The sequence below is a fragment of the Luteibacter jiangsuensis genome, assembly GCF_030812295.1.
Taxonomy (GTDB): Bacteria; Pseudomonadota; Gammaproteobacteria; order Xanthomonadales; family Rhodanobacteraceae; genus Luteibacter; species Luteibacter jiangsuensis_A.
The window spans coordinates 842,131-855,610 of sequence record NZ_JAUSSK010000001.1; the positions used below are offsets into that span (position 1 = coordinate 842,131).

Below are 13,480 nucleotides of genomic sequence, written 5' to 3' on the forward strand. Positions count from 1 at the left end.
TCGCCGCGGGTTTTCTTTTTTACGCTTCGCCAGGTTCGGCCGGATCGCCGTCACCCGTGGGACCGCTTTCGATCGGTGGCATGTCGGCGGCGGCTTCGCCGTCGGGCGTTTCGCCTTCGCCTTCGATCTCTTCCTCGGCCTCAAGACGGACGACGCCTATCAAGGTCTCGTCCTTCGGCAGCTTGATCAAGGTGACGCCCTGCGTGTTACGGCTGAGCTGGGACACCTCGGAGACACGCGTGCGTACCAGGGTACCCTGGTCGGAGATCAGCATCAGCTGCTGCGTTTCCGTGACCTGCTCGGCGGCGACGAGGTTGCCGTTGCGCTCGGAGCACTGGATGGCGATGACACCCTGCGTGCCACGGCCCTTCTTCGGGAATTCCCCGAGTGCGGTGCGCTTGCCGTAACCACGTGCGGTGGCGGTGAGGATGTCGCCCTCGCCCGCCGCCACGATCAGCGACACCACCTCGGCATCCTCGGCCAGGCGCATGCCGCGCACGCCGGTGGCGGTACGGCCCATGGAACGCACGCTGCCTTCGTCGAAGCGCACCGATTTGCCGTTCGAGGCGAACAACAGCACGTCGCTCTCGCCATCGGTCATCGCCACGTCGACCAGCGCATCACCCTCTTCGAGGTTGATCGCCGCCTTGCCCTTCTGCAGCTGGAAGGCGAACTCGGTCAGCGGCGTCTTCTTCACCGTGCCCTTGCGGGTGGCGAAGAACACGAAGCAGTTCGGATCGTAATCGCGCACCGGCAGCAACGCCTGCACCTTCTCACCCTCGCCAAGCGGCAACAGGTTCACGATCGGCTTGCCACGTGCGCCCGGACCCGCCTCCGGCATCTGGTAGACCTTGAGCCAATAGACGCGGCCGGTGCTGGTGAAGGTGAGCAGCGTATCGTGCGTGTTCACCACCCACAGCTGCTGCACGACATCCTCGTCCTTCAACGCCGAGGCCGAACGGCCCTTGCCACCGCGCTTCTGCGCACGATAGAGGCTGGCCGGCTGGCGCTTGATGTAGCCGGTGTGCGAGAGCGTGACCACCACGTCTTCCGGCGCGATGAGGTCGAGGACGTTGAGGTCTTCCTGCGAATGCTGGATCTCGGTGCGGCGCGCATCGCCGTAGTCGGTGCGGATCTGCTCGAGTTCCTCGCGAATGACCTCGAGCAGGCGGTTCGGGTTCTCGAGGATCTCGATGAGGCCACGGATCGTATCGAGGATCTCGCGGTATTCATCGGAGAGCTTCTCCTGCTCCAGCCCCGTGAGGCGGTGCAGGCGCATCTGCAGGATCTCGGTCGCCTGCGATTCGGACAGCTGGTAACCGTCCTCGCGCAGGCCATCGCGCGGGTCCATGTCTTCCGGACGCGACGCGGCGGCACCGGTGGCGGCGAGCAATGCCTTCACCAGGCCTGGTTCCCAACGGCGGGCGACCATGCGCTCGCGCGCCTCGGCCGACGACGCGGACGTGCGGATCAACTCGATCATCTCGTCGATGTTGGCGAGCGCGACCGTGAGGCCTTCGAGGATATGCGCACGTTGGCGCGCCTTGCGCAGTTCGAAGATGGTACGGCGGGTGACCACCTCGCGGCGGTGACGGATGAACGCTTCGAGGATGTCCTTGAGGTTCAGCAGCTTCGGCTGGCCGTCGAGCAAGGCCACCATGTTGATGCCGAAGGTGACCTGCAACTGGGTCTGCTGGAACAGGTTGTTGAGCACCACGTCGGCCATCGCGTCGCGGCGGATCTCGATCACGACGCGCATGCCATCCTTGTCGGATTCGTCGCGCAGTTCGCTGATGCCCTCGAGCTTCTTCTCCTTGACCAGCTCCGCGATCTTCTCGATCAGGCGGGCCTTGTTCACCTGGTACGGCAGCTCGTGGACCAGGATCGTCTCGCGGCCATTGGCCTCGGTCTCGATCTCGGTCCGTGCGCGGACGAGGATGCGGCCACGGCCGGTGCGATAGGCCTCGACGATGCCCGACGAACCGTTGATGATGCCCGCGGTCGGGAAATCCGGACCCGGGATGTACGTCATCAGGTCGTCGACACCGAGCGAGGAATCCTCGATCAGCGCCAACGTGGCATTGATGACCTCGGTCATGTTGTGCGGCGGGATGTTGGTCGCCATGCCCACGGCGATGCCGGCGGAGCCGTTGACGAGCAGGTTCGGCACACGGGTCGGCAGGACCAGCGGTTCGTGCTCGCTTTCGTCGTAGTTCGGGCCGAAGTCGACGGTTTCCTTGTCGATGTCCGCCATCAGCTCGTGCGTGAGGCGCGCCATGCGCACCTCGGTGTATCGCATGGCTGCCGCGTTGTCGCCGTCGACCGAACCGAAGTTACCCTGGCCGTCGACCAGCATGTAGCGCAACGAGAACGGCTGCGCCATGCGGACGATGGTGTCGTAGACCGACGCATCGCCATGCGGATGGTACTTACCGATCACGTCACCGACCACGCGGGCCGACTTCTTGTACGGTTTGTTCCAGGCATTGCCCAGTTCGTTCATCGCGAACAGCACGCGGCGATGCACCGGCTTCAGGCCGTCGCGAACATCGGGTAGCGCACGCCCCACGATGACGCTCATCGCGTAGTCGAGATAGCTCTGGCGCATCTCGTCTTCAATGTTGACGCGGATGACTTCTTTGGCGAGTTCTGCCATCAATCGGCTTCCTGGATGTCCGTGAAAATACCCCCGCCGGCCCTATGTATCGCGCTTGCGCGATGCCGTCGGCTCAACCCAAGGATCATATCACATCGGGCGTGGAAATGACAGCAAAAAACCACGCAAATTCAACGACTTATATCGATGTCCTGGCGGTGCGGAAAAGCACCGCGCGAGCCAGCAGGAAATTGGCGACGGCACCCGCCGCCGAGCCCACCGCCACGGCCACCGCGGGCCAGGCGTGCAAGGCGGGAAACACCTTGAAGGCAAGCACGTACAGACCGTTGTTGATCACCGCGCCGAGCGCCATCAGGCCCATCCAGTGCAGCCATTCGGCACGATGGCCACGGCCGGAATCGCGGTGGGCGAAGGTGTGCGTGCGATTCCACCACCATGTCACGGTGGCGGCACTGAGGAAGGAAACGACGCGCGCGGTGTAGACGTTCCAACCCGCCAGGCCGACAAGCGATTGCGCGATGCCGGCGTCGACGGCCAGCCCGAGGATGCCGCCGACCGCGAACAGCGCGACCTCGCGGCGCAGCCGTGTCACGGGAACAGGATCCGCATCTGCTCTTCGTCGGGACGGAGGATCACGCCGCGCTCGGTCACGATCGCGTCGATCAGTTCAGCCGGTGTCACGTCGAAGACGGGATTCCAGGCGTCCGCACCGTCGATCACCGTACGCGTGCCGCCGACCGACAACAGTTCCGTGGCATCGCGCAATTCGATCTCGATATCGGCACCCGTCGCGGTCGCCATGTCCACCGTGGTGGATGGCGCGACGACCATGAACTTCACGCCATGATGGCGCGCGGCGATGGCGAGCTGGTAGGTACCGATCTTGTTCGCGGTGTCGCCATTGGCGGCGATGCGGTCGGCACCGACGATCACCCACTTCACCTTGCCGTCCTTCATGAGGTGCGAGGCCGCCGAATCGGCGATGAGTTTCGCCGGAATGCCGTCGCGCACCAGTTCCCACATCGTGAGGCGCGCACCCTGCTGCCAGGGGCGTGTTTCCCCGGCGTACACCTGCTCGATGTGGCCCGACGCCACGCCGGCACGGATCACGCCCAGCGCGGTGCCATAGCCGGCCGTGGCGAGCGAGCCGGTATTGCAATGCGTGAGCACGTGCGAGCCCGGCTCGATGAGGGCGGCGCCCAACTGCCCCATGTGCCGATTGGCGGCGAGGTCTTCATCCTGGATCGCCTGTGCCTCGCGCTCCAGCGCGGCGGCGTCCGCTCCTTCGAGGACACGCAGGTTCATGCGATCCAGCGCCCACATCAGGTTCACCGCGGTGGGACGCGCGGCACGCAGCGTGGACATGGCCAGGGGAAGGTTCGCGCCGGCCTTCGCCGCGAGCACCACGCCCCAGGCCGCCGCGATACCGATGGCTGGCGCACCGCGCACGGCGAGATCGCGAATGGCCTGGGTGACGTCGTCGGAGGAGGTGCAATCGAACCAGGTCTCCTCGGCGGGGAGGCGGCGCTGGTCGAGCAGGCGCAGGCGGTCGCCGTGCCACTGCACGGCACGGATGGAATCGTGGGAGGCGTGGGAGTTCATGCGGCGATTATCGCATGGGGTGTGAGTGGCGATGCTCTTCCAGGTCGCCGTCGCGCTGGTTCACGAAGATCAACACGCCCAGCAAGGCCATGTAGAACCGGAACGCCCCCTCCTGCCCGTTCCAGACCTTCGACTGCCACATGGCGAACCACTCACCACCGACCACCATGAAGCCGAAGAACCAGACAAGGAAACCGAGCGTGCAGCCGGCGACGACCCAGCGTTTGGCCGCGTCGAAGCGGGCGCCACTCGCGCGCCGGGCACGCCAGAGCGCAACCGCACCCAGCGACAACAGCACGCACGTCGCGCCCTCGGCCGCGATGATGAGCCCGTAACCGACATGCCACAGGGCCGGGCTGGTGATGGCGCGGCCCATCAGCGCGTTTCCGGGGAACGTGGTGTCCATCGACAGCACGTGCCGCACGAAGGCGAAGTTCGAACCGTAATCGACCAGGTTGTCGTAGGTCACCACGAAGGCGAAGGCGGCGAGCGCCAGGGTGAGCAGGATCTTCGCCAGCCGAACCATCATCGATCCGCGAGCCACGCATGGATCGCCGGGGGCACCTGCTTCTGCGCGCGCCCGGAGACATAGATGCCGATATGACCACCCTGGAAAGCCAGCGCGGTGTAGTCCTCGCTGCCGACGGCCTTGCCCAGCGGCGCCGACGCCGCCGGCGGAACGAGGTGATCCTGCTCCGCGTAGACGTTCAGCACCGGCTGGGTGATGGTCTTGAGGTCGACCCGGCGTCCACCGATGCGCACCTCACCCTTGATCAGCAGGTTCTTCTGGAAGAAATCGCGGGCGAACTCCCGGAACGCCTCCCCTGCCTGGTCCGGCGAATCGAAGATCCACTTCTCCATGCGAAGGAAGTTTTCCACTTCCTTCGGGTTGTCGAGGATGTCTACGAGGCCGATGTACTTCTGTTGGTTCAGGCGCAGCGGCTTCAACGTGAGGTACGCGAAGTTCATCACGTCGGCAGGCACGTTGCCGGTCGCGTCGACGAACAAGTCGATGTCGACGTTGCGCGCCCAGTGCGAAAGCATGTTGTCGGGAGTGTGGAAATCCACCGGCGTCACCATCGTGACGAGGTTGCGCACCTTCTCCGGATGCAGCGCCGCATAGCAGAGCGAGAACACGCCGCCCTGGCAGATGCCGAGCAGGTTCACCGCCTCGATGCCATGGCGTTCACGCACCACGCCCACGCAACGGTCGAGGTAACCGTCGATGTAATCCTCCAGCGTGAGCCAGCGATCCGCACCGTCCGGATAACCCCAGTCGACCAGGTATACGTCCTCGCCCTGTTCGAGCAGGTTGCGCACCATCGACCGGTCTTCCTGCAGGTCGATCATCCACGGCGTGTTGACCAGCGCGTAGCAGATCAACAAGGGGACCTTCGCCGTGGGCGCTTTCTCACCCTTGAAATGCCAGAGCGTCAGCTTGTCTTCGGTGTAGACCGCCTCGCGCGGCGTGATACCGAGCTCGATCGGCCCCACCCGCTTCAGTGTCTCCAGCCCGGCCTCGAGCTTGCGCCGGAACGCCTCGACCTCGGCACGCGCCCGTTCCGGGTCGAACGGGAACGGAGGCATGCTCATCGTGCCTTGCCCTTGGTCGTCGCGGCGCGCTTGCTGGCCGTCGATGCGGCCTTCGTCTTCGCCACGGCCTTCATGCCACCGGCGCGATTCGCGGCCGCGGCCACCTTCTTCGCCGTCGCCGCGGGTTTCCTTTTCGAGCGGTTCGGCTCGGCCATCTTTACGTCCACCCTGGCGCCGCGAAGCCTGGCCACCTCGGCCTTCAGGGCGGCGACCTCGGCAGCCAGCCCCTGCATATGGCGCAGGTCGCGGCGAGCGGCCTGCAGGCGCTCGCCCAGGCTATCCACTTCCTTGCGCGTGGGCATGCCCGCCTGCACGGCCATCCGTTCGACCTGCCGCTGCTGGAGCACCCGCAGGCGCATTTGCGCATTCACCAGCGCGGCATAGACCTCGCGAAACTCTTCCGACAGCGCCGCCTCGGCATAGCTTTCCTCGGCGAGGTTCACCCAGCGATCGTAGACCGAGCGCATGGAGTCGGCGTCGGTGGGCGGCGCCTGTTCACGCAACGCCGCGTTCGCCCGCTCATGGACGCCTTGCAGCAGCGCCTGGTAACGCTGGTAGTGACCGGCGTAGTCGATCCAGGCGCGCAGCAGCGCCTGCTGTTCTTCCTGCTGCTCACGAGTGAGGCCGAAGGCCGGCATCGACAGCGTGTCGTTGGCGGCACGCGCCCAATCGTCGAATTCGGGCGGCACGCCGGGCCCATGGCCGAATGGCGGCATGCCGCCGGTGAAGGCCGCGGTGGGCGGCTCGCCACCGGCGATGGATCGCATCCAGTCGCCGAATCCACCAAGGCCGGCGAACAGCCGCCCCATGACATCGGTCACCGGCGAACTCTCCGCGGGAGCGGTCTTCGGATCGAGCTGTTTCGCCCAGGCCTCGACGCCCTGGCGGACAAAGGCCTGGTACTGTTCGATGAAATCGGTCGGTTTGTCTGCCATGCGCGTATGGTACGCCGTCAGGGCGCGATCTCGAACGTCGCCTGCTGATCGGCCCGTGAACTGCCGCCCACCCAGACGGTGTATCGCGTCGGTTCGACCACCTCCTCGCTTTTCGCGTTCCAGAACGACAGTTCGGGAAAGCCGAGCTGGAAGGTTACCCGCCTCGATTCACCGGGCTGCAACGCCACGCGCTGGAACCCCTGCAGGCTGCGAACCGGCTGTTCGACGCTGGCACCCAGGTTGCGTACGTAGAGTTGGACCACTTCCGTGCCGGCGCGTTGCCCGGTGTTCTTCACCATGGCGGTCACGGTAATCAGGTTCTTCGCGCTCTTGTTGTTCGCTTCCACCAACGGCACGCGGGCGCGCGACACCTGCACGTCCGAATAGCCGAACGTGGTGTAGGACAAGCCATGGCCGAAGGCGTACAGCGCATCGTTCGGCACGTCGATGTAGCGCGAGATGAAGGCCGTGCCGCGCGACGGCGGCTTCGACAGATCCGCATCGCCCGGCGGACGGCCGGTCGGGAACTGGTTGTAATAGAGCGGCTCCTGGCCGACAGCGCGGGGGAAGCTCATCGTCAGCTTGCCGCTGGGGGCGACGTCGCCGAACAGCACGTCCGCCACCGCGTTGCCAGCCTCCGTGCCGGGGAACCACATGGCCATGATCGCGGGGACGTTCCGGTCGGCCCAGTCGAGCACGAGGGGACGGCCCGAGAACACCAGCAGCACCACGGGCTTACCCGTCGCGACGATCCGCTGGAGCAAGGCCTGCTGGTTGCCCGGGAGATCCAGGTGCGCGCGCGAACCGGCTTCGCCGCTCATGCGCGACGATTCGCCCAACGCCATCACCACCACATCGGCCTTGGCGGCGGCGTTCATCGCCTCGGCGAACCCCGCTTCGGAATCCGTCTCGATATCGGTGCCCTTTACATACAGCAATTCCCCGCCTTGTTTCTTCATGCGCGCCGCCAGCCCGCCGCGCAGCGTGACCACATCGGGGAAGTGCTGGGCGCCGCCCCATGCGCCCTGCATCTCGCTGGCCGCATCGGCGAGCGGGCCGATCAGCGCCAGTGTCTTCACGCGACGGTCGAGTGGGAGCACCGGCGCCGAGCCTTGTCCTCCATTCTTGAGCAGCACGAAGGATTCCTCGGCGGCACGCCGCACGAGAGGACGATGCGCATCGACGGTCTGCACCACCTCGGTGCCGCGAGCATAGGGGTGCTCGAACAAGCCCAGCGCGAACTTCACCCGCAGCACCCGCCGTACCGCTTCGTCCACGGTCGCCATCGACAGCTTGCCTTCCTCCAGCAGCTTCGGAATCTGCGTGTCGTAGAAGTGGCTCATCATGTCCACCTCCACGCCGGCTTGCAGCGCTTTTCGGGTCGCCGTGGCGGCGTCCAACGCGATGCCATGATGGGTCAATTCCATCACGGCGGTGAAGTCGCTCACCACGAAGCCGTCGAAGCCCCATTCCTTGCGCAGGATGTCTGTCATGAGATACGAACTGGCGGTGGCGGGCACGCCGTTGAGCGCGTTGAAGGCGCTCATCATCGTCGCCGCGCCGGCTTCGACTGCCGCGCGGTAAGGCGGCAGATAGACCTGGCGCAAACGGATGTCCGACATGTCCGTGGTGTTGTACTCGCGCCCGGCCTCGGCTGCGCCATACGCCGCGAAATGCTTGACCGACGCCGCCACGCTTTCCGGGTCCGTGAGGTTCGTACCCTGGTAACCGCGAATGTAGGCGCGCGCCATGGCCGCACCCAGGTAGGCATCTTCGCCCGCGCCTTCGGTCGAACGCCCCCATCGCGCATCACGCGAGATGTCGACCATCGGCGAATAGAACCATTTCACGCCGCCGGTCGTCGCCTCCACGGCGGCCATGTGCGAAACCTCCTGCACCAGGGCCGGATCCCATGTCGCGGACAGGCCCAGGGGAACCGGATAGATGGTGCGGTAGCCATGGATGATGTCGGCACCGAACAGCAGGGGAATACCCAGCCGGCTGCCCAGGGCGGCTTCCTGGAACGGCCGGGTCTTCGCGACGCCGACGACATTGAGCATCGAACCCAACTCGCCCTTCCGCGCCAACGCCATCGCGTCGACTTGCGTGAGCGTCTCCGGATTGACGGCAACCGCATTGCCGTCGGCAGGCGTGGCCGCACCGCCCGCACCGTATTGCACGAGCTGGCCGATCTTCTCGGCCAGGGTCATCCGCGCCAGCAGCGCGTCCACCTTCCGCTCGATCTCCGGCGAAACCAGCTGCGCGTTCGACGCGGGAACGACAGCGGCATCACCTGCCGATGTAGCGCACGCGGCACCGGCCAGGGCTAGCGATGCGCCGAGCGAGAGCATGCGCGTGGACAGGCGGGGACGGAATCGGAAGCTCATGCATTCTCCGGGGAAGCGTCGCCAGCTTTCAGCGACGGGGATGACCCCCGGAATGTAAACGTTTGCGGCTGTTCCGGTAAACCTTGCTGGCTCGGCTTCGCCGAGCCGCCCCACAACCAACACAAAAAAACCCGGCATCTCGCGATGCCGGGTCTTTATTCAACGCTGAAAGCCAGGGATCAGCCGGTGACGTTTTCGTCTTCGGTGACGGCCTTCATCGACAGGCGGATGCGGCCCTGCTTGTCGACTTCCAGGACCTTGACCTTGACCAGGTCGCCTTCCTTGAGCTTGTCGGAAACCTTCTCGACGCGCTCGCTGGAAATCTGCGACACGTGAACCAGACCATCCTTGCCCGGCATGATCGTGACGAACGCACCGAAGTCCATCAGCTTGGCGACCTTGCCTTCGTAGATGCGGCCCGGCTCGACGTCGGAGACGATCTGCTCGATGCGCTTGCGCGCGGCTTCGGCGGCTTCGCGGTTGACCGACGCGATCACGACATTGCCATCGTCGGTGATGTCGATGGTGGTGCCGGTCTCTTCCGTGATCGAACGGATGGTGGCGCCACCCTTGCCGATCACTTCGCGGATCTTGTCCGGGTGGATCTTGATCGTCAGCAGGCGCGGCGCGAACTCGCTCATTTCCGAACGGGCCGTGCTCATCACCTTGGCCATCTCGCCGAGGATGTGCACGCGGCCGCGCTTGGCCTGGGCCAGCGCCGTGCGCATGATCTCTTCGGTGATGCCTTCGATCTTGATGTCCATCTGCAGCGCGGACACGCCATCGGCGGTACCGGCCACCTTGAAGTCCATGTCGCCGAGGTGGTCTTCGTCACCCAGGATGTCGGAGAGCACGACGAAGTCGTCGCCTTCCTTCACCAGGCCCATCGCGATACCGGCGACCGGCGACTTCAGCGGAACGCCCGCGTCCATCATGGCCAGCGAGGAACCGCAGACCGAGGCCATCGACGAGGAACCGTTCGACTCGGTGATTTCCGAGACGACGCGAACGACGTACGGGAACTCTTCGATCGTCGGCTTGACGGCCTGCACGCCGCGCTTGGCGAGGCGGCCGTGGCCGATCTCGCGACGCTTCGGGCTGCCGACGCGGCCGGTTTCGCCCACCGAGAACGGAGGGAAGTTGTAGTGGAAGAGGAACGTGTCCTTCCACTCGCCTTCCGGCGCGTCGATGATCTGCGAGTCGCGGGTGGTGCCGAGCGTGGCGACGACCAGGGCCTGCGTCTCGCCGCGGGTGAACAGCGCCGAGCCGTGCGTACGCGGCAGGACGCCGACGCGCACCGAGATCGGGCGGATGTCGTCGAGCTGGCGGCCGTCGATGCGGACCTTGGTCGACAGCACGCCGTCGCGCAGGGTGCGGTACTCGACTTCACCGAAGGCGGCGCCGATGTCGCCATCGGTCCAGCCGTTGGTTTCGGACTGGGCGGCGAGCGCGGTCTTCACCTCGGTCTTCAACGCGCCGATGACATCGCGGCGGGCCAGCTTGTCACGGATCTGGAAGGCCTCGGCGAAACGGTTGCCGACAACGGCCTTGACCGCGTCGTACAGCGCCGTCTTCGCGGCCGGGGTTTCCCACTTGAACGACTTGGCGCCGGCTTCGGCGACGAAGGCGTTGATCGTGTCGATGGCGGCCTGCATCTGCTGGTGGCCGAAGACCACCGCGCCGAGCATGACGTCTTCGCTGAGCAGCTTGGCTTCCGATTCCACCATCAGCACGGCCTTGGCCGTGCCGGCGACCACGAGGTCGAGGTCGGAGGTCTTCAGCTGGGTAGCCGTCGGGTTCAGGATGTACTGGCCGTTGGCGTAACCGACACGCGCCGCGCCGATGGGGCCCTTGAAGGGCACGCCGGCGAGCGTCATGGCGGCCGAGGCACCGATCAGCGCCGGGATGTCACCGTCGACTTCCGGGTTCAACGACACGACCTGTGCGATGACCTGGATCTCGTTGCGGAACTCTTCCGGGAACAGCGGACGAAGCGGACGATCGATGAGGCGCGAGGTCAGCGTCTCCTTCTCGGTCGGACGGCCTTCACGCTTGAAGAAGCCACCCGGGATGCGACCGGCGGAGTAGAACTTCTCCATGTAGTCGACCGTGAGGGGGAAGAAGTCCTGGCCCTCGCGTGCCTTGGGGGCCGCGACGACCGTCACCAGGACGACCGTGCCGCCCATGCTGACCATGACCGCACCGGAGGCCTGCCGGGCGATTTCGCCCGTCTCCAGTGTGACTTCGTGACTACCGTACTGGAATGACTTGGTTACTTTCGCCACTTCGATCTCTCCTCGTCCTGTTCCGGTGGTTTAGCGGCGCAGGCCGAGGCGTTCGATCAGGGTCTGGTAGCGAGCGAGGTCGCTCTTCTTGAGGTAGGCCAGCAGCGTCTTGCGCTTGTTGACCATCTTCAGCAGGCCGCGACGCGAGTGGTGGTCCTGCTTGTGCGCCTGGAAGTGATCCTGCAGCGCGGTGATGTTCGCGGACAGCAGCGCGACCTGGACTTCGGTCGAGCCGGTGTCGTTTTCCTTGCGACCGTAGTCCTTGATGATCTGGCTGGTCTGTTCGACGGTGAGCGACATGTGTATCGATTCCTTAAAAGCGGGTGCGAGACTTGCGCAACCTCAACGGGTACCGGTGAAGTTGCGCAAGCCTCGCTTTTGATGAAAGCCGTTAAACGAGCACGTAATTGTAACGTCCTGCGCGTAGTGGCAACAAGCCCGGTCAGACGGGCGGCAGGTTGAATCCCCTGAGGACGCGAAGGATACCGTCTTCGCCGACCTCTCCCAAGGCCATCAGGCGCCCGTCGGCGCCCCAGACCCCGCGGCGGCCCGGGTCCGCGCCCTGCCCCAGCGGCACGGGCTGGCCGAAGCCCAGCACCCGGGTCTGGTCCGGGTCGAGATCCACCCGGGGGATATGGGCCAGGCCCGCGTCCACGGGCAAGAGACAGGCCTCGAGTTGATCCGGACCCGTCTCTGCAGCCTCGCGCAATTGGTCGAGCGTGACCATGGCGGGCGCCATGAAAGGTTCGACCCAGAGCCGGCGCAGCCCGGTCAGGTGCGCGCCACAACCCAGGTTCGCGCCGAAGTCGACCGCCAGGCTGCGCACATAGGTGCCCGAGCCACACTCGACGAGCAGGCGCACGGTGTCGCCCTCGCGATCGAGCACGTCCAGGCGGTAGACGTCGACTTCGCGGGCCGGGACATCCACGGCTTCGCCGCGGCGGGCGCGGACATACAGCGGCACGCCATCCTGCTTGATCGCCGAATAGGCCGGCGGGACCTGGACGATGTGACCGCGCAGGGGCGCCAGGGCGGCCTCGATGATCGCGTCGTCCAGTGGCGGTACCGGACGTGTCTCGACCACCTCGCCTTCCAGGTCGGCCGTGGTGGTGCTGACGCCCAGGCGCACCTCCGCTTCATAGGCCTTGCGCGACCCCAGCAGCCAGCCGGCGATCTTGGTGGCCTCGCCGAAGCAGAGCGGCAGCAATCCCGTCGCCAGTGGATCGAGGCTGCCCGTATGCCCGCCCTTGGCCGCGCCCACGAGCCGGCGAGCCGTCTGCAAGGCCTGGTTGGAACTCAGGCCCAGCGGTTTGTCGAGCAGGAGGATGCCGTGGATGTCTCGAAAGGTTCGGCGGTTCATGAGGGTCGGAAAAGGAGGCGGTACGTCATGGTTACGGCGGTTCGGCGACAGGCGGGCCATCGCCGACAGGGTCGGCTCCCACCGAAAATGGTCTGCCGCCCGTGGCTATATGTGGGAGCCGTGGCTCTGGTGGGAGCCGGCTATGCCGGCGATCCCGCGGCAGCGGGCAACCTTGTCGCGAGCATCCTGTCGCCGCTGAAGCGGCTCCCACATGTCAAGCGGCTCCCACATGAGCCCATGGACTCAGGTCTTGTATTGTCCGACGACTCAGGTCTCGTCCGACGACTCGGGTTCGGCCGGGGGGACCGGGTTCTCGCGCAACAGGCGTTCGATCCGCTCGCCGGTGTCGACGGACTCGTCGTACTTGAACTTCAACTCGGGCACCCGGCGGAGACGCATGGAGCGCGACAGGGATCGACGGAATTCCGGGGCCAGTTCCTTCAATGCCTTGACCGCGACGACCGACTGCTCGGGCATCAGCGCGGTGACCCACACCGTGGCCCAGTCCAGGTCCCTGGTCACTTCCACGTCGGACACGCTGACCGACGGCAACGCGTGGTCGCGTACCGCGGCATGCACCAGGAGGCCGATCTCGCGCCGGAGTTCGGCGGAGACGCGGTCGGTGCGCTTGAAATCACGGGACGGCATATCCGCCTCCAGTTTTTATGGGGTGCATTAACGAATAAAGCCTCCCCGGCGCA

At 65.6% G+C, this 13,480-nt stretch carries 11 protein-coding genes; all 11 read right to left on the reverse strand.

The genetic code is table 11. From position 1 onward, the window contains the following. Positions 1-19: 19 nt before the first annotated feature. The 11 genes from gyrA to rbfA all read right to left on the reverse strand — a co-directional run bounded on the left by gyrA (position 20) and on the right by rbfA (position 13,427). Positions 20-2,656, reverse strand: a complete 2,637-nt coding sequence (gene gyrA, locus J2T07_RS03615) for a DNA gyrase subunit A (protein ID WP_306847355.1) — start codon at positions 2,654-2,656, stop codon at positions 20-22. A gap of 139 nt (positions 2,657-2,795) precedes the next feature. After that, the gene (locus J2T07_RS03620; protein WP_306847357.1) at positions 2,796-3,209 is read right to left on the reverse strand and encodes a GtrA family protein; all 414 of its coding nucleotides are present in this window, start codon (positions 3,207-3,209) and stop codon (positions 2,796-2,798) included. After that, complete coding sequence (gene mtnA / locus J2T07_RS03625; protein ID WP_306847358.1) at positions 3,206-4,219, reverse strand: S-methyl-5-thioribose-1-phosphate isomerase; 1,014 nt, start codon at positions 4,217-4,219, stop codon at positions 3,206-3,208. Before mtnA ends, J2T07_RS03620 begins: the two co-directional genes overlap by 4 nt. A 7-nt stretch (positions 4,220-4,226) precedes the next feature. Then, positions 4,227-4,763 (reverse strand): DUF2165 family protein, encoded by a 537-nt coding sequence (locus tag J2T07_RS03630; RefSeq protein WP_306847359.1) that lies wholly within the window; start codon positions 4,761-4,763, stop codon positions 4,227-4,229. Then, positions 4,745-5,806: a class III poly(R)-hydroxyalkanoic acid synthase subunit PhaC gene (locus tag J2T07_RS03635; protein ID WP_306847948.1), complete on the reverse strand. Its 1,062-nt coding sequence runs from the start codon at positions 5,804-5,806 to the stop codon at positions 4,745-4,747. The genes J2T07_RS03630 and J2T07_RS03635 overlap by 19 nt, the downstream gene beginning before the upstream one ends. 2 nt (positions 5,807-5,808) lie before the next feature. Further along, entirely contained in the window at positions 5,809-6,747 is a 939-nt protein-coding gene (locus tag J2T07_RS03640) for a poly(R)-hydroxyalkanoic acid synthase subunit PhaE (protein ID WP_306847360.1), read from the reverse strand. A 17-nt stretch (positions 6,748-6,764) separates the two neighbouring features. Further along, the gene (locus tag J2T07_RS03645) at positions 6,765-9,134 is read right to left on the reverse strand and encodes a glycoside hydrolase family 3 N-terminal domain-containing protein (RefSeq protein WP_306847361.1); all 2,370 of its coding nucleotides are present in this window, start codon (positions 9,132-9,134) and stop codon (positions 6,765-6,767) included. Positions 9,135-9,313: 179 nt separating this feature from the next. Next, positions 9,314-11,419 carry a polyribonucleotide nucleotidyltransferase gene (gene pnp / locus J2T07_RS03650; RefSeq protein WP_306847362.1) on the reverse strand — a complete coding sequence of 702 codons (2,106 nt, stop codon included), beginning with the start codon at positions 11,417-11,419 and terminating at the stop codon, positions 9,314-9,316. 30 nt (positions 11,420-11,449) lie between these two features. After that, positions 11,450-11,719 carry a 30S ribosomal protein S15 gene (rpsO, locus tag J2T07_RS03655; RefSeq protein WP_306847363.1) on the reverse strand — a complete coding sequence of 90 codons (270 nt, stop codon included), beginning with the start codon at positions 11,717-11,719 and terminating at the stop codon, positions 11,450-11,452. 142 nt (positions 11,720-11,861) lie between these two features. Continuing rightward, positions 11,862-12,779: a tRNA pseudouridine(55) synthase TruB gene (truB, locus tag J2T07_RS03660; RefSeq protein ID WP_306847364.1), complete on the reverse strand. Its 918-nt coding sequence runs from the start codon at positions 12,777-12,779 to the stop codon at positions 11,862-11,864. Between the two features lie 267 nt (positions 12,780-13,046). After that, entirely contained in the window at positions 13,047-13,427 is a 381-nt protein-coding gene (gene rbfA / locus J2T07_RS03665) for a 30S ribosome-binding factor RbfA (RefSeq protein WP_306847365.1), read from the reverse strand. Between the last annotated feature and the right edge of the window lie 53 nt (positions 13,428-13,480).